The organism is Methylobacterium organophilum, assembly GCF_022533465.1.
GTDB lineage: Bacteria > Pseudomonadota > Alphaproteobacteria > Rhizobiales > Beijerinckiaceae > Methylobacterium > Methylobacterium organophilum.
On the sequence record NZ_CP092849.1, the window covers coordinates 1 to 18,662 of the forward strand.

The 18,662-nt window shown below is 65.2% G+C and carries 19 protein-coding genes; 5 read left to right on the forward strand and 14 right to left on the reverse strand.

What is annotated here, in order from left to right:
• Window positions 1-31 precede the first annotated feature (31 nt).
• On the forward strand, window positions 32-799 hold the full coding sequence (locus MMB17_RS24860) for a hypothetical protein (protein WP_241102328.1): 768 nt from the start codon (window positions 32-34) through the stop codon (window positions 797-799).
• 41 nt (window positions 800-840) lie between these two features.
• Here MMB17_RS24860 and MMB17_RS24865 read toward each other — a convergent pair whose 3' ends face one another.
• On the reverse strand, window positions 841-984 hold the full coding sequence (locus tag MMB17_RS24865) for a hypothetical protein (protein ID WP_241102329.1): 144 nt from the start codon (window positions 982-984) through the stop codon (window positions 841-843).
• A 1,146-nt stretch (window positions 985-2,130) separates the two neighbouring features.
• On the opposite strand from MMB17_RS24865, the gene MMB17_RS24870 reads away from it, so the two are divergent.
• Window positions 2,131-2,634 carry a hypothetical protein gene (locus MMB17_RS24870; RefSeq protein WP_241102330.1) on the forward strand — a complete coding sequence of 168 codons (504 nt, stop codon included), beginning with the start codon at window positions 2,131-2,133 and terminating at the stop codon, window positions 2,632-2,634.
• Window positions 2,635-2,642: 8 nt separating this feature from the next.
• Here the strand turns inward: MMB17_RS24870 and MMB17_RS24875 are convergent, their stop codons facing one another.
• From MMB17_RS24875 to MMB17_RS24900, 6 genes are all read right to left on the reverse strand, one after another.
• On the reverse strand, window positions 2,643-3,044 hold the full coding sequence (locus MMB17_RS24875; RefSeq protein ID WP_241102331.1) for a type II toxin-antitoxin system VapC family toxin: 402 nt from the start codon (window positions 3,042-3,044) through the stop codon (window positions 2,643-2,645).
• The gene (locus MMB17_RS24880; protein WP_241102332.1) at window positions 3,044-3,289 is read right to left on the reverse strand and encodes a type II toxin-antitoxin system VapB family antitoxin; all 246 of its coding nucleotides are present in this window, start codon (window positions 3,287-3,289) and stop codon (window positions 3,044-3,046) included. The genes MMB17_RS24875 and MMB17_RS24880 overlap by 1 nt, the downstream gene beginning before the upstream one ends.
• A 108-nt stretch (window positions 3,290-3,397) precedes the next feature.
• Entirely contained in the window at window positions 3,398-5,362 is a 1,965-nt protein-coding gene (locus tag MMB17_RS24885; RefSeq protein WP_241102333.1) for a ParB/RepB/Spo0J family partition protein, read from the reverse strand.
• Between the two features lie 567 nt (window positions 5,363-5,929).
• Entirely contained in the window at window positions 5,930-9,214 is a 3,285-nt protein-coding gene (locus tag MMB17_RS24890; RefSeq protein WP_241102334.1) for an efflux RND transporter permease subunit, read from the reverse strand.
• Window positions 9,215-9,217: 3 nt separating this feature from the next.
• The gene (locus MMB17_RS24895) at window positions 9,218-10,267 is read right to left on the reverse strand and encodes an efflux RND transporter periplasmic adaptor subunit (RefSeq protein ID WP_241102335.1); all 1,050 of its coding nucleotides are present in this window, start codon (window positions 10,265-10,267) and stop codon (window positions 9,218-9,220) included.
• A 258-nt stretch (window positions 10,268-10,525) separates the two neighbouring features.
• Window positions 10,526-10,798, reverse strand: coding sequence for a hypothetical protein (locus MMB17_RS24900; RefSeq protein WP_241102336.1), 273 nt, complete (start codon window positions 10,796-10,798; stop codon window positions 10,526-10,528).
• Between the two features lie 144 nt (window positions 10,799-10,942).
• Here MMB17_RS24900 and MMB17_RS24905 point away from each other — a divergent pair, with 144 nt between their 5' ends.
• From MMB17_RS24905 to MMB17_RS24915, 3 genes are all read left to right on the forward strand, one after another.
• Window positions 10,943-11,215 carry a metal-sensing transcriptional repressor gene (locus MMB17_RS24905; RefSeq protein ID WP_241102337.1) on the forward strand — a complete coding sequence of 91 codons (273 nt, stop codon included), beginning with the start codon at window positions 10,943-10,945 and terminating at the stop codon, window positions 11,213-11,215.
• A 10-nt stretch (window positions 11,216-11,225) separates the two neighbouring features.
• Complete coding sequence (locus tag MMB17_RS24910) at window positions 11,226-12,557, forward strand: MFS transporter (RefSeq protein WP_241102338.1); 1,332 nt, start codon at window positions 11,226-11,228, stop codon at window positions 12,555-12,557.
• A 218-nt stretch (window positions 12,558-12,775) separates the two neighbouring features.
• A protein-coding gene (locus tag MMB17_RS24915) for an IS630 family transposase (RefSeq protein WP_173807913.1) occupies window positions 12,776-13,833 on the forward strand; the annotation gives its coding sequence in 2 pieces (ribosomal slippage) (window positions 12,776-13,268 and window positions 13,268-13,833; 1,059 coding nt in all).
• A gap of 16 nt (window positions 13,834-13,849) precedes the next feature.
• On the opposite strand, the gene MMB17_RS24920 is transcribed toward MMB17_RS24915, so the two are convergent.
• From MMB17_RS24920 to MMB17_RS24950, 7 genes are all read right to left on the reverse strand, one after another.
• Window positions 13,850-14,464: a hypothetical protein gene (locus tag MMB17_RS24920; RefSeq protein WP_241102339.1), complete on the reverse strand. Its 615-nt coding sequence runs from the start codon at window positions 14,462-14,464 to the stop codon at window positions 13,850-13,852.
• A 7-nt stretch (window positions 14,465-14,471) separates the two neighbouring features.
• Window positions 14,472-15,101, reverse strand: a complete 630-nt coding sequence (locus tag MMB17_RS24925; RefSeq protein ID WP_241102340.1) for a hypothetical protein — start codon at window positions 15,099-15,101, stop codon at window positions 14,472-14,474.
• Window positions 15,102-15,120: 19 nt separating this feature from the next.
• Window positions 15,121-15,945 (reverse strand): lytic transglycosylase domain-containing protein, encoded by an 825-nt coding sequence (locus MMB17_RS24930; protein WP_241102341.1) that lies wholly within the window; start codon window positions 15,943-15,945, stop codon window positions 15,121-15,123.
• 1 nt (window position 15,946) lies between these two features.
• Window positions 15,947-16,327 carry a hypothetical protein gene (locus tag MMB17_RS24935; protein ID WP_241102342.1) on the reverse strand — a complete coding sequence of 127 codons (381 nt, stop codon included), beginning with the start codon at window positions 16,325-16,327 and terminating at the stop codon, window positions 15,947-15,949.
• Window positions 16,328-16,329: 2 nt separating this feature from the next.
• Complete coding sequence (locus MMB17_RS24940) at window positions 16,330-16,917, reverse strand: thermonuclease family protein (RefSeq protein ID WP_241102343.1); 588 nt, start codon at window positions 16,915-16,917, stop codon at window positions 16,330-16,332.
• 351 nt (window positions 16,918-17,268) lie between these two features.
• A complete protein-coding gene (locus tag MMB17_RS24945; RefSeq protein WP_241102344.1) occupies window positions 17,269-17,535 on the reverse strand; it encodes a hypothetical protein in 267 nt (88 codons plus the stop codon).
• 233 nt (window positions 17,536-17,768) lie between these two features.
• Complete coding sequence (locus MMB17_RS24950; RefSeq protein ID WP_276518072.1) at window positions 17,769-18,356, reverse strand: recombinase family protein; 588 nt, start codon at window positions 18,354-18,356, stop codon at window positions 17,769-17,771.
• Between the last annotated feature and the right edge of the window lie 306 nt (window positions 18,357-18,662).

Sequence of the window (18,662 nt, forward strand, 5' to 3'; positions counted from 1 at the left end):
CGCCAGCCGGCCGAAATTCGTGCGGTCCAAGATGCCAACGAACGACAAAAAGGGAGGGACAAGAATTCCGCAGCGAAAACTTGGTCTCAAGACACAATCTCCGACAGACCAACCTTATATCGATAAGTTTTGGTCATGCGAAGAGAATTGGCATGAGTCTTCATATGGCTACTCCCTAGTTGGAGCCGCCTTTTCGAGAGCCTTTTTGAAAGACAAGAGATCTTATGAGAGCCTGCTAGAATTTGCACATCGATACAACATCGGCATACCGATGGCCCATAAATATGGGACTAATTCGGGAAATCCTACGTTGAATACGATGGAGGAAATCGCACGCGCCAAAGGCGTCAACCTTTTAGAGTTTCTTGGATTTACGCCTACGGAAATTAAACGCGCCTTTGCCCGAAACGGCCTCGATTATGAGGCGGAGCAGGCTCGTGCGGATCGCATCAACAATCATCCCGAGCATGTCGCGTTCAAGAAAGACGGGCGGCGAGCCAAGCTTTACAAGGCGCGTCGGCCCGAGCTGGCTGATGCGCTGAAGGATATCGAGGACGTTCCACGTGATCCCGCCGAGGTCATCGCGATCCAACGCACGCGGGAGGAACTGGCGTATCGAGTACGGCAAGCCCGGAAGCGGCTGCGTGAAGAGGCAGAGATGCAGCCGGAAGCAGAGGGCGAGGCCCCCGAGGGATCTCCTAACCCGGTAAACGCTGAAACTGAGAGTGAGGCGCCGGAGGCAGCGTCCAAGCCGGGGAGGGCGAAGCGGGCCGGAGCGCCGCGCACGCCTCGCCGCTGACGCCTCTCAGAATCCCGTGACCTGAGGCGGGAGGGGGAGGCTCACGCCTCCCTCTTCCGTTCGGGAACCTGGGCGAGGAGCTGGGCGAGGCGGGCCTTCGCGTCGGCACGCTCGGTGCGGCTCAGGCAGGTGTGGGCCAGCTCGGCGCGCAGCTCGGCGATCTCGTGATGGATGTCGTAGCGCATGGGATGCTCCTTGGTCTCGATGACGAAGGCAGCGAACGGGTGTCGGAGGAGGGGGTCAGGGATCGCGCAGCGACCGGCGGAGCCGGCGCATGGGGGAACCGAAATGCGCAGCATTTTGGGGGGACCATGCGTCCTTGACGCCCGACGATGGCCCGTAAACTCGCGGTTCTCAGAGAGAGGATTTGGGTCTGGCGCCGGTCGGCACCCGGCGCCACGCCGGACCGCCCATGTCGGGCTGTCGAATATCAGCGCCGCATCGCCTTCCTCGGTCAACAACCGCTGGAATGAGGGCACGCGCGAGCCTATGATTTCTGCGGGGTGGTACGCGCCACCCTGGGGTGTGGAAACCCCTCGTTTGACGGTTTGGTGCCGGCCGTTACGGCACCACACATCCTTGACCCTTCGGGTCGGGGAGCCTGCGACGCATGTCCAGGCGCCCCGGTGCTAAAGGTCGTAGGAGCCGTTCAAACGCGGTTTTCCAACTCCCCGGCTGCGGCTGGTCGAGGTCGGTGTTGCGGGGGCGTACCGCGGACACGGACCTATCGGGGAGAGGACCGATGGGGCGATCTCACGATCCTGCCGAGGATCGTCGCAGGGATCTCGGCGAGCTGGGACGCATCTACCTTCACGCTCTGGCTTCGCATGACGCGCGCCGGCACGACAGCCGCCTTGTCCGCCTCACGGCCAGCCTGGGCGCCATTCTAACCGTTCTCGGCTGGCAGCCAGATTGTAGCCACACCGTGCCCTCGCCTGGTTCGGAGCCGGCCTCTTGATCCGCTCCGGTGCGCCTGGCGCTCCTCCGTGAGGTGTCTGGGCCGGCGAGCCCGACGCTGGGCCAAGGTACGGGCGCGAGCCCGGATCATGCACGCTCGCTACGGCCCCTCGGCCTACCATCTCGCCCGCGATCGGGCGCGGCGCCCTAACGGACGGAAAGTCTGGTTCTGGACCCAGGTCGCCCTCCAACTCGCACGCCTGGACGGCCGTGAGATCGGCGTTCGAACAAGTGACCGCTGGCGTTAGCCGCTCCGGCCAAGCTGTCGGCCCGGCTTGGATCGCAACAGAACGTCGAGCCATTCCGGCTCGGACCCGCAGGGGGGGTAGATCGTGGCTCATGACATACATCAGTGGCTGGAACGGCTGCACAGATTGAACGAGAAGGATGACATCCGGCAGTCGGTGGAGGTGCCAGCCTCCTCCGGCGAGGTCATAGCCACCCTCGATCCGGACATGACTATGCCTCTCAGCCCGATGCTGCGGGCACGCTTCGCGTATGCTGGTGCCTGGGCCGGGGCGGCACTCGGCCAGACTTGGTTGGGGCTTGGGCAGATCGCGGAAGCCTCGGCCGGCGTGCGGGAATGCTCATGGCATATCGAGCACCTAGCGAGGATGACGTCAGAGCTATCGGAGCCGGTCGGCCCGTCTCGGATCACCCTGTACGGTCTCGATGCGACCAAGGGCGGAGCCACATACTTGGTCTGGCGTGCTGAGGCCGAGGAGCCCGCCGTCCTTGCCTTCTACGGCGGCGGGCTTGATCGATTCCTCGATCTGGGGAGCTACCTCGCATTCCTGGTCGGTGAGCGGGTTCATGACGATAGCGCGGAGCTCGTGCCCGGCACCTTGGGCATGATCCGCTCCAGGGTCGCTATTTAGTGCAGCGACTAGAGCGCGCTCTTCAGGTCGGTATGGCCGAAATCCCGCCCCTTGAAGAGGATGGGATCGCGGTAGGCGCGGGCACAGGCGTAGGACAGGCAGTCCGCGAGGTTGAGTTGTGCCGGGTGGCCCCGGCCCTTGCCGTATCGCTGGAACGCCTCCACGGCGATGCGGCCAATGCTGTCGCTGATCGACACGACCGTGATCCCGGCCTCGGTCAGGAACTCTTCGAAGTCAGCCTGAACATCGGCCGGATCGCGATCCAGGCGGCTCGCCAGGACCATGCAGGTTTCCAGGCGGACCATGGGTGAGGTGCAACGGCGCTTCGCCCGCTCGATGCAGTTGGCGAAGATCCCGGCTTCGGGCTCCTTGCAGAAGATCGCCACGAAGGCGGACGTGTCGATGAACATCAGCGGGCCCACATGGCGTCGCGATCCGCCTCGGTGACGGGCTGGGGGTTGGGTCCAGCCTTCGCGAGTGCTCGATCCGCAAGAGCTTCGAGCCGCTGGGAAAGGGGGGTTGAGGCCCGCTCGCGTTCCAATTCATGCTCCAGGGCTTGGATCACGGCCTCGGTGATCCCGGTGTTGCGGCGCTGGGCCAACTCGCGGGCCAACTCGTGCGCGCGCGGGTTGCGAACGTTCAGGGTGGTCGTCATGCTTGCTCCCTCAATACGGTCGTAATGAAACAAACGTAAAGACGTAATGCAGAGCGCGTCAATCCGCTCCAAGCCCGCCGGGCGCCTCGCGCCCGGCGGATGCGGCAGCTACTCGGCGGCCATGCGATAGGGCACGCTGTCATCACCCTGATTGGCCTCGGGTGCCGGCACCCGCACCGGCTCCGGCAGCCAGCCGCTGCCCGCCACGAGGCGTTCCGCGAGGTTGACGGCCTCGGACTTCTTCGCGGCGGCACGAACCTTGAGGGCGGCGTCGGCTCCCTTGGCTTCGATCACAGCCGCCTCGATCCCGGCACGGTTCAGGTGCTGGAAGTAGCTCGCCCCGGTCGGGGTGAACCACCGGCCCATGTCCACCGCCAGGGACTGCCCGAGCTGATTGGCCTGCTCGCGAGCCTCTACGCGCTGATCGTGGGGCTGCTGCACGGCGTTGACGCCGTGGGCGGCGGCGAAGGCCAGAAGGTTCAGAAGCTCCTCCCTGGAGAGCCGCGACAGGTGCTCCCACAGGTCGGCCGGGTCGCCCGGTAGGGCGTGGCCGTAGTTCTCGGCCATGCTGGCGAGGTCGGCCAGGGCGGCGTTGCCGTCCGGGTTCTTCATCGCCGGCTCGAGGCGGGTGTTCACGAGCCGGAGTTCGAGCGCCGTTTTGACGATGGCATAGGGGTAGATCAGGTTCAGGAGCATGGCGTGAACGACGGCGACAAGAGCCACGTCAGGGTTATGGGCCAACTCGATCCGCAACGCAGCGGTCTTCTGCGCCGTAAGGTCGGTGAGAAACGCAGCCGAATGGGTGATGGAGGCCGAGGCCGGGACGGCATCAGAGCCCGGCAGGGCGTCGCGGTCCTGCACGTCCGTCGCCGCGCCGGCCGGAACCGTGCCGGCCTCCTGATCGGAACGAATGCCGGCCTCGGGACGACGCAGGCCCCGGTGGATCACGATGCGGCCGTAATAGTCCATGGCAACGATGGCGCCGCCGGTCGCCATGTCGGCTGGGGTGAACCGGCTCTCCGACAAAGCCGCGACCTGAGCGTCAATCGCCTCGATGCGGGCCTCGCCGGTTCCCGCCTCGTCGTCGCCCTCAACATCGAGCACGGTTTCAAGCTCGCTCCGCTCGGCCTGTAGGGCATCGAGCGCGGCGCTCTGCTCGTCGCTGAGGTCCACCGGCTGCGGGTCGATGTGCTGGAAGGCACGGAGGTCCTGCCATTCGATAGAGGGGCGCACCTCCACCCACGCCCAACCCTCGCCGCGTACCGGCTCGGCCTGGGCCTCCAGCCGATCGGCGACCAAACGCTCTAGAAACGCCTCATCCAGGGCGTAGCCGGCATTCGGCGTTGCATCGAACAAGTCGCGGCGCACCGGGCCGCCAGCCGCCTCGTAGGCCGCCAGACCGCCCACGAAGGCAACGCGGCGGTCGGTGGCAGAGATGGCGTTGCCGGCCAGCAGCCGCTTGATGGTCAGGGCGTGCCGGTTCCACGTGCTCAGGGTGGCCCAAACCTCGTCCTGGCGGGCGTGATCGTCGCTGACGGTGAAAGCGGCCACAATGTCGAAATCGATCTCACCCACCCGGTAGGCGTCAAGGATACGCGGGGAGACGCGAGCGAGCGCCATGCGCTGGCGGATATAGGCGTCGGTCTTGCCGAAGCGCGCCGCGATCTCGGCCACCGGCACCCGGTCGGACACCAGGGCGTTGTATGCCTCGAACTCGTCCACCGGGTTCATGGCCTCGGCGGTGACGTTCTCGGCCAAGCTGATCTCGACGGCCTCGGCTGCGCTGCATTCGATGGCGCGCACCGCATAATCGGCGGTGAGATCGCCGGCCTCTGCGAGCATGTTCAAGGCAGCAAGGCGCCGGCCACCGGCGCTGACGTAGAAGTGCCCCCGCTTCTTGGCCTTGCGGACCACGAGGTTCTTGAGGAGGCCCACGGCTTTGATCGACGCCGCCAGTTCGGCGATGGCCTCGGGCCGGTAGGTCTTCCGCACGTTGAGCGGATCGGGAGACAGGCGGTCCAGGGCGATCCGGGTCTCGGGGCGGGCGTCGATGGCGGTGATGGTGCTGGTCATGGTCACATCCTCTGTCCTGTCCGAAGGGGCTTCGGTGGTGCGTGCGGGGCGGGAGCACTGCTCCTGCTCCGCGAGCTCGTGCGGAACAGCGGATGGGAGGGGGGCAAGGTCGCCGGCCGGGCGGGGTTGCGCCCACCCGAAGGGCGGCCAGGGCCGCGGCCCGGGCCGGCTTGGCAGGCGCGCGACCGCGCGCCGAAAGCTGGGGCGGACCCGGCCGGCGGCCTTGCGGGGGAGGGAAGGCAGAGCCCTCCCTTCCCCGTCCGACAATAAGGAAGGGGGACGCCTGGCGTCCGCCATGCGTGCAGCCCGCAGGGCGGAGCGCCCGACAGGGATCGTCACCCGTCAGGGCGGAGACGCCGGCGGCGGCTCCGGTCGCCCGAAGGGCGACTAGAGCCCGGCCCAAAGGGGTCGGACTGCTTCGTTACCTGAGACGGACCGGGCCAGGGTAAGAACCTAACCCGCTCGACCGTGCGAGGTGCAGCTTTCGACCCAACCCAGTCGTTCACGAAGACCGGACGAACACCCGAAAACGGACGTGACAAATAAGCCACCGATAGGCGGCGCCTGCTACTCAGCTGGCTGCAATCGTGTGCGCTCCTCACCCGACGCTTGCCGCGACGACACCTTCGCCCTCCCGAACCGCGCGTACAGGGCAGGTAGCACCAGCAGGGTGAGCAGGGTCGCGCTCATCAGGCCGCCGATGACCACCGTCGCCAAGGGTCGCTGCACCTCAGCACCCGTTCCGGTCGCCAACGCCATCGGCACGAAGCCAAGGGCCGCCACGAGCGCTGTCATCACGACCGGCCGCAGGCGCGTGAGGGCCCCCTCCCGCACCGCCTGGGGAACTAACAACCCCTCCGCCACCAACGCCCGGATGTGGTTGAGCAGGACCAGTCCGTTCAGGACCGCTACGCCCGATAGCGCAATGAACCCGACCGCCGCCGAGACCGAGAACGGCATGTCCCGTAGCCACAGCGCCGCCACGCCCCCGGTCAGGGCCATCGGCACTGCGCTGAACACGATGAGCGCGTCCCGCGGCGAGCCGAGCGCCCCGAGCAGCAGGATGAAGATCAGCGCGAAGCAGGCCGGCACCACCACCATCAGGCGCTGGCGGGCCGCTGTCAGGTTCTCGAACTGGCCACCCCAGCGCACCTCGTAGCCCGGCGGCAGCCGAACCTCGGCGGCGATGCGCTCCTGTGCCTCGGCCACCAGCGACCCGATGTCGCGACCGCGCACATTCGCGGTCACCACCACGCGTCGCCGTCCGTTCTCGCGGCTGACCTGGTTCGGTCCCTCCGTGAAGGTGAAGCTCGCCAGTTGGCGGAGCGGTACGCTCATGCCCGTCGCTCCCGGCGCCGCCGGCACGCCGGTGCTCGTCCGGGCCGAAGCCGCCTGCGCGGGCGGTAGCGGGACGGGGAGGTTCTTCAAGGCTTCGACGTCGCCCCGGACGTCGTCGGCGAGGCGGACCACGATGGCGAAGCGCCGGTCGCCCTCGAACACCAGCCCGGCGTCCTTGCCGCCGATGGCCGTGCCGATGACGTCCTGCACGTCGGCCATGCTCAAGCCGCGACGAGCGATCTCGCGCCGGTCGATCTTGATCTCCAGGAACGGCAGGCCGACCGCCTCCTCGACCTTCACGTCGGCGGCGCCCTCCAGGCCGCGCAGGATGCCGGCGATCTTGCGGGCGCCCTCGACCATCGGACCGAACTCCTCGCCGAACACTTTCACGGCGAGGTCGTCACGCACGCCTGCGATGAGCTCGTTGAAGCGCATCTGGATGGGCTGGGAGAAGCCGAGCAGCGTGCCCGGGATCAGCTTTGCCTCCGCCTCCATTCGCCCGATGAGAGCCTCCTTGCTCTCGTGCGGGTCGGGCCAGGCGCTCTGCGGCTTGAGAATGAGGTAGGCGTCGCAAGCGTTCGGCGGCATGGGGTCGGCGGCGATGTCGGGCGTGCCGCAGCGCGAGTAGACGAAGGCCACCTCCGGGAACTTGCTCATCGTCTCCTCGACGCCGAGTTGCATCGCCTGCGACTGCGTGATCGAGGTCGATGGGATGCGGCGCGCCTCCATGACGATGTTCTTCTCGTCGAGCGTCGGCGTGAACTCCTGCCCCAGCCGCGTCGCCAGGACCCCGGCAAGCCCGAGGATGGCGACCGCGCCGGCGATGAAGACCAGCGGCGCACGGATCGCTCCGCCGAGCACTGGCCGGTACATCGCCTTCAGCGCCCGGATGAGCGCGTTGTCGCCCTCGCTGACCCGGCCGCTGATGAAGGTCGCGACCATCGCCGGGACGAAGGTGAGCGACAGCACGAAGGCCGCCGCCAGGGCGATCAGCACCGTCAGGGCCATCGGCGCGAAGGTCTTGCCCTCGACGCCCGTGAAGGTCAGCAGCGGCACGTAGACGAGGATGATGATGGCCTGCCCATAGACGCTCGGCTTGATCATCTCCTCGGCCGAGACCCGCACCGTCTCCAACCGCTCGTCGAGGTTCAGCGTGCGCCCGAGGGCGTGCTGGCGCTCGGCGAGGTGGCGCAAGCTATTCTCGGCGATGATGACCGCACCGTCGACGATGAGGCCGAAGTCGAGAGCGCCCAAGCTCATCAGGTTGGCGCTGATCCTCCCCGCCAGCATGCCGGTCGCGGTCATCGCCATGGTCACCGGGATGACCAGCGCCGTGATCAACGCCGCCCGGATGTTGCCCAGCGCCAGGAACAGCACCGCGACGACGAGCAACGCGCCCTCGGCGAGGTTGCGGGCCACCGTCCTCACGGTGGCGTCCACGAGGTCGGTGCGACTGAGCAGCGTCCGGGCCTGGATACCGGGCGGCAGGAGCTTGTTGATCTCCCGGATCTTGGCGTCTGCGGCGGCCGAGACCGTGCGGCTGTTCTCGCCGATCAGCATCAGGGCGGTGCCCAACACCACCTCGTGCCCATTCTCGCTGGCCGAGCCGGTGCGCAACTCTCGCCCGATACCGACCTCGGCCACGTCCGAGACCTTGATGGGGACCCCGGTCCGGGTCGCCACCACGATGTCCCGGATCTGATCCATGTTCTCGATCAGGCCACCGGCCCGAACGACGTAGCCCTCGCCGTTGCGCTCGACGTAGTTGGCCCCGCGCGTCGCGTTGTTGGCCTCGACGGCCCGGGTGAGGTCGGCGAAGGACAGGCCGTAGCCGACGAGCTTCATCGGGTCCGGCCGGATCTGATACTCCTTCACGAAGCCGCCGATGGCGTCGGCCCCGGCCACGCCCGGCACGCTCTTCATCTGCGGCCGGATGATCCAGTCCTGTACCGTGCGCAGGTAGACGGTGCGCTCGAAGTCGGACTTCAGTCGCTCACCCTCGGGCGTGAGGTAGCTGCCGTCCGACTGCCAGCCGGCTTGGCCGTCCCTGACCAGTGCTCCCTCGCCGGGAGCCTGGTACTCGACGGCCCACCAGTAGATCTCGCCGAGGCCCGTCGAGATCGGCCCGAGCTTCACCTCCACCCCGGGCGGTAGGGTGTCCCGCACCTCGACCAGGCGCTCGTTGACCTGCGCTCTCGCGAAGTAGACGTCGACCTTGTCGCTGAACACGGCGGTGAGCTGCGCGAAGCCGTTGCGCGAGAACGAGCGGATGCTCTCCAGGCCGGGCGTGCCGGCGAGCGCGCGCTCCAGCAGCACCGTGACCTGCTTCTCGATCTCGACCGGCGTCAGCGCCGGGGCGACGGCGTTGATCTGCACCTGGTTGTTGGTGACGTCGGGGACCGCGTCGATGGGCAGGCGCGCGAGCGACCATGCACCGAAGGCGGTGGCGATGAGGGTCACGAGGATGACCGCGTAGCGGTTGGCGATGGAGAAGCCGAGGACGGAGCGGATCATGGTTCAGTCCTCCGCCGCGGCCTTGCCGAGCTCGGCCTTCAGCGTGAAGCTGTTGACGACCGCGACCGCCTCCCCGGGTTCGAGCCCGACCGTCACCTCCGCACCGTCGTCGTCGGACCGCCCGAGCGTCACCGGCCGCGCCTCGAAGCCGTCGGCCACCCGCACGAACACGTTCGGCTTGCCATCCAGCGTCTGGATCGCGCCGGCGGGCACCATCACCCGGGCCGGCTTGTCGGACACCAGGATCTCGGCGGCCACGAACGAGCCGGGACGCCACGTCTCGTCCGGGTTGGCCAGCTCGGCCACGACCCGGGCGGCCCGGGTGTTCTGGTCGAGGACGGGCACGATGAAGACGATGCGCCCGCTCGCCGCCTCGCCGGTCGCCTCGGCACGGACCGTCACCGCCTGGCCCTCGCGGACCAGCGGCATGTCGCCCGGACTCACCGCGAGGTCGACCCAGACCTTCGAGAGGTCGACGACCGAGTAGAGTTCGGTCTCCAGGTTGTCGCGCCCGACCGCGGCTCCAGGGTCGACGCGACGCTCGACGATCTTGCCCGCGATGGGTGAGCGGATCTCCTGACGTTCGAACTGCGCCTCCGGCTGGTTCGGCAAGGCGTCGATCTCGGCCGGGCTCAGGCCCAGGAAGGTGAGCTTGCGCCGGGCGGCGTCCTCCTTGACCTTGAGGTCCTGGTAGCTCGCCTGCGAGCGCAGGTACTGCTGCTCGGACGAGATGCGCTTGTCCCAGAGGGCCTTGTCGCGCTCGAACAGGGATCTCTGCAGATCGGCAGAGACCCGGGCGGCAAGGTACTCGCCTTTGGTCTCGGCGATCTCGCGGCTGTCGAGCAGGGCCACGACCTCACCCTTAACCACCCGGTCGCCAAGGCCCTTGCGCAGCTCGACCACCGTGCCGGTGGTCTTCACCGCGATGCGAGCGGTCAGGTTGGCGCTCGGTACGATTGTGCCCGGGAGGTGCAGGTGTCGCGACAGCCGGCCCCCGGCGGCGGCCTCGGTGCGGATGCCGGCCTTGGCGACCTGGGCATCCGTCAGTCGCACGAGCCCGGGTTTTTCCGGTTCCGGGGCGGCTGCCGGTTGAGGTGCGGGGCGCGCCGCCGTGGCGCCGGACCAGGCACTCGGAAGCATGGAGCGGACGGCGGACGGCGCACCGGGCCAACACGTCGCGATCAGGAAGCCGCTGGCGACGGCCAGCAGCACGGGGATGAGACGTCTGAACATGTCGATGCCATGGACGGGTGGCCGCGCGCCAGGGCGTCGCGGTGTTGTCGTTCGAGGAGGGGAAGCGAGACGGTTGTCTCAGCCCCTCGGAGGCTCGAACGGGCCACGGACGCCGTCGCCGGCCGGACCAGGCTCGTCGAGGGTGAAGAACAACACGGTCGTCGAGGCGGCGCCCACCGGGGCGTTCACATCGGCAGGCATCACGCCCTCCGCATGGGACTGCGCGTGGTGAATCAGTTCGTCTGCGTCTTGCCGGTCCGCGGCGTGGCCGTGGTCGGCGAACGAAAGCATGGCGTGCGTGACCGGCGGCGCCGCCTCATGGCGGGCCTCGGCGAGCAGCGGCGCGACCATAACGGCCGTGAGCACCAACGCGACGGCTGCCGCTATGAGACGCCGTCCAAAGGACACGCGGCACCCACCTTCCGATCCAGTCCGGCCCACGCCGGCACGTCGATTTCGCTTCCTGTATCCTATCCGGGGGGATAGCATGTCAACATGGAACACGCACACGCCTCTCACCCGGACATCGTCAAGCGCCTGAAGCGCGCGCACGGCCACCTCGCCGGCGTCATCGCCATGATCGAGGAGGGCCGCCCCTGCGTGGACCTCGCGCAGCAGCTCCATGCGGTGGAGAGCGCCATCGCCAACGCCAAGCGGGTGCTGATCGAGGACCACATGGAGCACTGCATCGGCGACGGGGTCGGGGAAGGTGGCAAGTCCGCCAGGACCGCGCTCGCCGAGTTCAAGGCGCTGGCGAAGTACCTCTGAGGGGCGCCCGATGCTGAGCGTCCTCGCCGACCGGACCTACCGGCACCTTTTCGCAGCGCAGGTCATTGCCCTGATCGGCACCGGCCTGCTGACGGTTGCCCTCGGGCTGCTGGCCTATCGCCTCGCTGGCCCCGAGGCCGGCGCGGTGCTCGGCACGGCGCTGGCCATCAAGATGGTTGCCTACGTGCTGGTGGCGCCGGTGGCGAACGCTTTCACCGGGCAGTTGCCGCGCCGCGCCTTCCTGGTGGCGACCGACCTCGTGCGCGCCGCCGTCGCCCTGCTCTTGCCGTTCGTCGACCAGATCTGGCAGGTCTACGTCCTCGTCTTCGTGCTCCAGTCCTGTTCGGCCGCCTTCACCCCGACCTTCCAGGCGACCATCCCCGACATCCTGCCGGAAGAGCACGACTACACCCGGGCGCTCTCCCTCTCGCGGCTGGCCTACGACCTGGAGAACCTGCTCAGCCCAGCGCTCGCGGCGGTCCTGCTGACCGTCATCGACTTCCACTGGCTGTTCGGCGGTACCGTGGCGGGCTTCCTATGCTCGGCGGCGTTCGTCGTCTCCGTCCGCCTGCCGACCCCGAAGCCGACCGAGCGCCGCGGGATCTATGACCGGACCACAAGGGGGCTGCGCATCTACCTCGCCACCCCCCGCCTGCGCGGGCTGCTCGCCCTGAACCTCGCGGTGTCGGCGGCCGGCTCGATGGTCATCGTCAACACCGTCGTGATCGTGCAAGCCATCCTGCACCGGCCCCAGAACGACGTCGCCGTGGCACTCGGGTTGTTCGGCGGCGGCTCGATGGTCGCGGCCCTTCTCCTGCCGCGGGTGCTCGACCGGCTGCCGGACCGGACCGTGATGCTGCCGGCGGCGGGTCTCCTCGGCGTCGTGCTGCTCGCCTTCGCAGCGACGACCTGGGGCGGCGTGATCGGCTGGCCGATGCTGCTCGCCACTTGGCTGGTGCTCGGGGTCGGCTACTCGGCCGCTCAGACCCCGACCGGGCGGCTGCTCCGGCGCTCGGCCACACCCGAGGACCGGCCCGCGGTGTTCGCGGCGCAGTTCGCCCTGTCGCACGTTGCCTGGCTCGTGACATACCCGCTGGCGGGCTGGCTCGGAGCCGAGGCCGGCATGCCGGTCACGCTCGCGGTTCTCGGCATGCTCACCCTGGGGGCTATCGCGGCGGCGGCCGTGTTGTGGCCCGGCTCGGACCCGGACGTCGTCGAGCATGAGCACGGCGACCTCTCACCAGACCATCCACACCTCGAAGGCATCGGGGCGGATCGGCATGCCCACCCCTTCGTCATCGACGACCTTCACCATCGGTGGCCCGCGGCTAGGCCGGGATGATACCTATCAGCTTCCCGTTCAGCCAAATGTCGCCTTACAAGTTTTCTGCTCGAAAGCAGAAGGGCGGAAATTCACCCTCAGCAGTCCTTCCCATGGCCAAGCTGGTTGGGTTTGAACCTTGGCCTTATACCAGACCTCGTTGAGCGCGACTCACGACGGGTAGCGCCGCTGTCTCGGCCGTGATTCTGTCCTCGGGTTTGGGGCCTGAGGAGGATGCGATGGCCGCTCCCGTACCGCTGCGGTCGGACTTCGATGCCGGATCCTTACGTGCCCTGGCCAAGGGTTCACGCGATCCGGCCCAGACCCGCCGCTTGCTGGCGCTGTCGGTGATCTCGGCGGGCGGCTCGCGCTCGGAGGCGGCCGAGATCGGCGGGGTCGGGCTGCAGACGGTGCGCGACTGGGTCCTGGCCTTCAACGCCGATGGCCCGGACGGGCTGATCGACGGCAAGGCCCCTGGGGCCCGTCCGCGCCTGAACGCCGATCAGCGGGACGTCCTCAAGGCGCTGGTCGAACAGGGGCCGGTTCCCGCCGCTCACGGCGTGGTACGCTGGCGGCTCTGCGATCTGGCCCAGATCCTGTCCGAGGATCACGGCGTGTCGGTTTCCGAGCAGACCCTGAGCCGGGTCTTGCGGGCGATGGGCTACCGCAAGCTCTCGGCCCGTCCGCGCCATCACGCCCAGGACCCGGAGGCCGCGGCCATTTTTAAAAAGACTTCCCCGACCGTCTGGCGGAGATCGCGCAAGCTGTCGGCGGCAAGCCGATAGAGGTCTGGTTCTGCGACGAGGCCCGTGTCGGCCAGAAGAACACGCTGACCCGGCGCTGGGCCAAGCGCGGGACACGCCCCTCAGCCCCAAAGGATCAGCGCACACAGTCGGCCTACATCTTCGGGGCGATCTGCCCGGCCCGGGGCGTCGGCGCGGGTTTGGTCATGCCCCGCTGCACCACCGAGGCGATGGCCCACCACCTCGAAGAGATCTCAGGGACCGTGGCTCCCGGTGCCCACGCCGTGCTCCTCCTCGATCAGGCCGGCTGGCACACGACCAAGAAGCTGCCGGTCCCCGACAACATCACCCTTCTGCCGCTGCCGGCGCGTAGTCCCGAACTCAACCCCGTCGAGAACCTGTGGCAGTTCCTTCGCGACAACTGGCTCGGCAACCGGATCTTCAAATCCTACGCCGATATCCTCGATCACTGCTGCGACGCCTGGAACAAGCTCATCGACCAGCCCTGGCGCATCATGTCCATCGGACTACGCCAATGGACACATGGGTTCTGATCAATGAGGATTGGTATTAGGGCTTTGCGTGCTCATCGACTTCGGAGGTCAGTTTGATACTATAGCCACAGTCGTCTATCGCCTTATGATCGACCGTGATACGGACAGATAGCAACTTACTTTTTGGATCGTAGCTAGCATATGCAACTGATCGGTACGGATCAGATTTGGCTAGAGCTGGGTCTGTCCATTCCAGATAACAGACGTTCATTCCGCCGATGACGATCTTTCGTCCGCCTTCGTAGAAGGCCACGCGCATTGGGCACATCTTGACGCTGACGCCGATATCCGGTCGCTCAAGATGCTTCTTACAGAACGTGGCCGTGTTCAGGACCGAAAACACGACGCTCCGCGAGGGTGTCCAGATGATGTAATGCGCTTCCGTTGCTGGTGCGAAGCTTCCAACGTAGCGAAGATCGCCCTGATGTTCGTATGCCTTATTGTTCTGCGAGAGGGCATCAGCCCATATCTCGCGGAACGTCCCGACCTGGGGCCCGTCCTCTCGAAGATCGGCGTATTTGAGCGGCCGGGGCCGCTCCGGATCGGTCGTCGCTCCGCCCGACTGGGAATGAGCCTGGGCGGCCCACAACCCGCCCACGACAGCCAGAAGCAATGGCGCGAGGCGCATCAAGGGGTGCCTACTCGTACCGCGGCCGACCAGGCACCCAGGACAGCGGGTCCTTGGGGCTCCGCGTCTGTCCGAACCACCGAGCGAGCTGCGCAGGGGGATTGGTTCGGTCGATATGCCAAGCCCGTTGCGCATAGACGAAGTTCACGGGCGAACGGAACATCACCCCGCCGGCCGCATCCAGGAAGTCGGTCGCGCACAGGACCGACAGCGGGCGGCGGGGATCGGAGGTGCGGCCGGTCTGATTGTCGATCCGGCCAGGACCGCAGCCGAACAGGCGCACGGCCACGGGCAAGGTGTCCGGCGGCGTGCGCCTGCCGAACCCGAAGCTCCCGGTAGCCGTCGAGCCATCAGGCCGCGCCAGGACCGCCGTGGGCGGGACATCCGTGATCGCGTGCCCGTTCGCAGCTCGCAGCCATGCGGCCTGCGCCTCGTCCTGGGTCGGGTAGTAGCCCCGGTGAGTGAGCACCGGGGCGAACTCGCTGCGATCCGGGGCATACTCGAGCCGGCCCGGGTAGATCCCCTGGGGGCTGTAGATCGGATCTTCGGCCGGGGCCGCCGTGTAGACGATCGGCGGCCCGGCTGAGTTGCAGCCGCCGAGGGCGCACAGCATGGCAACGAGGGGGAGGCGGGTCGTCATCGCGAAGTCCTGTCCTTGGTCAGAGCGTGTTCTGGGGCAGGGCGATCCCCTCGGGGATCTCGCGGGGCTCAAGCGCAGCCGCTCCCACGGGGAGGATGATCGATGCCATGTCGCGGGTCGGGGGATGCTCGGCCGGGGAACTGAGGTCCGCTGGCGAGGCTGATGCTTGAGCGCCAGATCCGGCACTTGCCGCGTCACCGCCTTTGGTTGGGTTCTGTGCTACCGCCGTTCCGGATCCCGGCAGGTTCGGATTTCCCGCGTCGTTTGGGTTGCAGTTTGCAGTCGTCGACTCGTTGCAAGCAGAAGCAAGCAACTTTGGATTATTCTTGAACTTATTAGTTGCTGCCTCAACGCCACGCGCCCAACCTGCCTGTTCACCCGGCCGAGGAGATCCATTATAATTCGCAGACAAGCATGTGTAATTATAACCGCACTTGTCATAAGCTCTCTTCAAGACGGCCATACCGCCATTGATATTTTGCTGATTGATATCTCGATCAAAACCTAATGAACGCGCGGTTCTTTGTGTGAGCTGCATAGGGCCCTTCACACCTGTGTCGGAACCCGCACATGAATTGAAACCAACCGATTCATGATAACTTACAGCAAGAGCAAGATCGGTCGGAACACCTGTGTTCTGTGCCGACGCATACACCATGGCAACATTGTCTTTCTGATTAGCCATAGCATTTTCAATAGAACCCCCGCTTTTGCTCGTAAATCCATTCGGGCAAAGCTGATTTAGTGGTGTATTGTTCTTAAGCATCGCATCACCACTCGGGCAATTCGATGCATAAGCCGCGGTAGCCGCAACAATTACGCAGAATGCAGGCAGCTTTCTCATATCAAGACCTGCAATGGTTATATATTCTCTTGTTTAATATGAAAGATGCTTTTGATTTGACATCAATTTCTTGAACTACGGTTGTTCTATCCGGATCCTTTTCGATATCAGCCATTGTCGGCTGATCCGGGCCTTGAGCCTCAATGCAGACGGATTTATATGAATTTTTTTGGTCAATCTTAGTCGTTTTACACAATTGATAATGACCAGATATATTTGTACCGTCGAAATAAATTTCGGCAGCTCCGCCGATGCCGGTGCATCCAACATCTGTTGGAAGGTAAAAGCCCTTTTCTAGGGCTTTGATACCTTCAGCATTTGCATGTAAAGGAGCAAATGCGAGCGCGATTATCAGATATTTTGCTTTAAAAATATTGCGCATATCTATCGCCTTTCCGCATTCGGCCGACCACGGACAAGGCCGGGTGACTTCGGTGGCCCGTTTTCGTTCTGAATGGGTTGATCCCCCGTGATGCCGCTTGGAGTCGGACCTTCCGTCGGGTTCACCGGATCTGGCGCAGGAGGGGGAGGGGATTCAGCCTTCAGCTCCGCTGCGGCGAGCTGACTGCGATAGGCCCACGGCATGTCGAAGGCCGATCCCCAAAGCCCCCGGAACGCCTTTCGTGCGGCCTCTTGAGCCGCGAGGTAGACCTTGACCTGCTTCGGCTCACGCTCCGGGGGTAAGGCCACGGCCACCCCCTCCTTGAGCATGGCAAGGGCAACGTCCTGGTGCGTTGATGAGGAGCACCGCACCGCCAACTCGTCGCCCTGCTTGTCGAGGAGGACGCAGCTCACCCACTTCCCAAGGGTTTCGTTCACGAGCCATGCCCGGGCCATGGTCCCGCACGGCCACGGCTGGCGGCCAAGCAGGGCCGTTTGGTCGGGAGCACACACGTCGACGCCCCACAGGCGATAGACAGCGCCACTCTCGATATCGCGGAAGCGGTTGCCGTCGATCACCTCGACGCGCATGGGCTTGGTCTGAACCTGTGACTGCGGTTCGTACCGGGTTCCCGGCGCCGCAGGGGCCGGAACCTCGGGCCCTGTCCTCTGGGGCGGACTGACCGGCTTGGCAGGCGGCTGGTGCGGGAACGCCAAAGGAAGGGGAAACCCGTCAGACTGAGCGCGAGCGCCCGCCTGCCAACACACGAGCAAGCTGGCGGTAGCGGCAATCGTCAGCTCACGATGCCGTAAGGAACGGCGCAGCGGCATCTAAGGCCCCTTCGGATCCTCGGGAATTTATAACGTCAGCCGTGACAAATTCCTGTCAACCCATCCAAGAGACCTAAAAAGTGCATACAATCCCAGTGTGAGGAAAAAGCCTCAGCGCCCGCCCATTATAAAACCATTACTGAAAGCAATAAATAAGAAAAACAGACCAAACCAGATACCAATCTTGCTCAGAACTGCAATAGCGCTCTGTTTTAATTGAAACAGGATGGCATACCGGTAGCTTTTAAACTCCAACATACCGAATTCAGACGTGCGATAGAAAATCTCCCGACCAATCTGGAGGCGAGCCCACACAGCACCGCCAATGGACAGGCATCCTAATACAAAAAAGACGATAGCAGCCACATAGAACCGCATGATCTTTTCCCTATCTATTGTGTTGTTACAGAAATATCCGTCCCTGCTTTTCTCACAAGCTAAGTTTCCTATTTTAACACATATCGTCGGTAGATTTTAACGCACGCAAATTGAATATTTTATAATTTTATGTGAACTTTCTTTTTATTTATTCGCTCTCAGACCTTCTTATTCTTTGCTCAGCATCTCCTCCTATTATCTAGCAATCATCATACCCTAGAGGATGACAGCGATCATCCCGACTCTCCCGGCTTCGGCCGCAGCCGGCCAATGGTCTGATGAGAGACGTTGAAGGACACCGCCAGCGCCGTGGCAGTTTCGCCGTCAGCGAGCCGTTGGCGGACCTCTCTTTGCTGAGCCGGGGTCAGCTTGTGCTTCGGGCCGCCGGTCTTGCCGCCGGCCGCCTTCACGCGGGCGCGTCCCTCGGCGGTGCGCGTCAGGATCATCTCCCGCTCGATCTCAGCCATGCCGCCCATGACGGCCAGCATCATCTTGCCCTCGGCCGTGCTGGTGTCGGTCCACGCCTGAGCGAGCGAGCGGAACCGCCCCCCGGCCTGGTGGATGCGCTGGATGATCGCGAACAGGTCGAACAGGGATCGCGCGAGCCGGTCAATCCGGGTGACGACCACCACATCCCCCGGCTGAACCTCTCGGAGGAGTCGGTTCAGCTCGCGTCGGTCGCCGCTCTTACCGCTGACCTTCTCTCGATAGATCGGATTGCACCCCGCAGCCGCAAGCTGGGTGAGCTGAACCTCCAGGGTCTGTCCCACGGTCGAAACGCGGGCATATCCGAGGGTGCGAAGGGGCGAAGTTGTGGACATGAGTTATGGACAACGTAACCCCTTGCGATCAAAGGGGCAAGCGCGATGTCCATAACTTGTGAGTTATGGAGAATCCCCTTGTCATGATGTATCGATTTCGATACAGTGATCGCACATGAAGCCGATCACGTTCTTAGGCGACAGTCTCGCCCGGCTCCGGGACTTCCCGGATGATGCCCGCTCCGGGGTCCGGTGAGAAGATGGTCAAAATCGTACGCTAAGGGTCCGGCGTTAGCGTGTCATTCCGCCCCGAGCCGGACCGATTAGTACGCATATTTGCGCCATGGAGAGAGCGGCGTTCCAAAT

Bases quoted from the DNA above. Each gene is read 5' to 3' on its own strand.
- MMB17_RS24940 (WP_241102343.1), bottom strand. From the start codon at position 16,917: ATGCGCGTCGAGGTGATCGACGGCAACCGCTTCCGCGATATCGAGAGT.
- MMB17_RS24890 (WP_241102334.1), bottom strand. From the start codon at position 9,214: ATGATCCGCTCCGTCCTCGGCTTCTCCATCGCCAACCGCTACGCGGTC.
- MMB17_RS24945 (WP_241102344.1), bottom strand. From the start codon at position 17,535: ATGCGGTTCTATGTGGCTGCTATCGTCTTTTTTGTATTAGGATGCCTG.
- MMB17_RS24885 (WP_241102333.1), bottom strand. From the start codon at position 5,362: ATGACCAGCACCATCACCGCCATCGACGCCCGCCCCGAGACCCGGATC.
- MMB17_RS24910 (WP_241102338.1), top strand. From the start codon at position 11,226: ATGCTGAGCGTCCTCGCCGACCGGACCTACCGGCACCTTTTCGCAGCG.
- MMB17_RS24880 (WP_241102332.1), bottom strand. From the start codon at position 3,289: ATGACGACCACCCTGAACGTTCGCAACCCGCGCGCGCACGAGTTGGCC.
- MMB17_RS24930 (WP_241102341.1), bottom strand. From the start codon at position 15,945: ATGAGAAAGCTGCCTGCATTCTGCGTAATTGTTGCGGCTACCGCGGCT.
- MMB17_RS24905 (WP_241102337.1), top strand. From the start codon at position 10,943: ATGGAACACGCACACGCCTCTCACCCGGACATCGTCAAGCGCCTGAAG.
- MMB17_RS24860 (WP_241102328.1), top strand. From the start codon at position 32: ATGCCAACGAACGACAAAAAGGGAGGGACAAGAATTCCGCAGCGAAAA.
- MMB17_RS24900 (WP_241102336.1), bottom strand. From the start codon at position 10,798: ATGGTCGCGCCGCTGCTCGCCGAGGCCCGCCATGAGGCGGCGCCGCCG.
- MMB17_RS24875 (WP_241102331.1), bottom strand. From the start codon at position 3,044: ATGTTCATCGACACGTCCGCCTTCGTGGCGATCTTCTGCAAGGAGCCC.
- MMB17_RS24950 (WP_276518072.1), bottom strand. From the start codon at position 18,356: ATGTCCACAACTTCGCCCCTTCGCACCCTCGGATATGCCCGCGTTTCG.
- MMB17_RS24865 (WP_241102329.1), bottom strand. From the start codon at position 984: ATGCGCTACGACATCCATCACGAGATCGCCGAGCTGCGCGCCGAGCTG.
- MMB17_RS24935 (WP_241102342.1), bottom strand. From the start codon at position 16,327: ATGCGCAATATTTTTAAAGCAAAATATCTGATAATCGCGCTCGCATTT.
- MMB17_RS24925 (WP_241102340.1), bottom strand. From the start codon at position 15,101: ATGACGACCCGCCTCCCCCTCGTTGCCATGCTGTGCGCCCTCGGCGGC.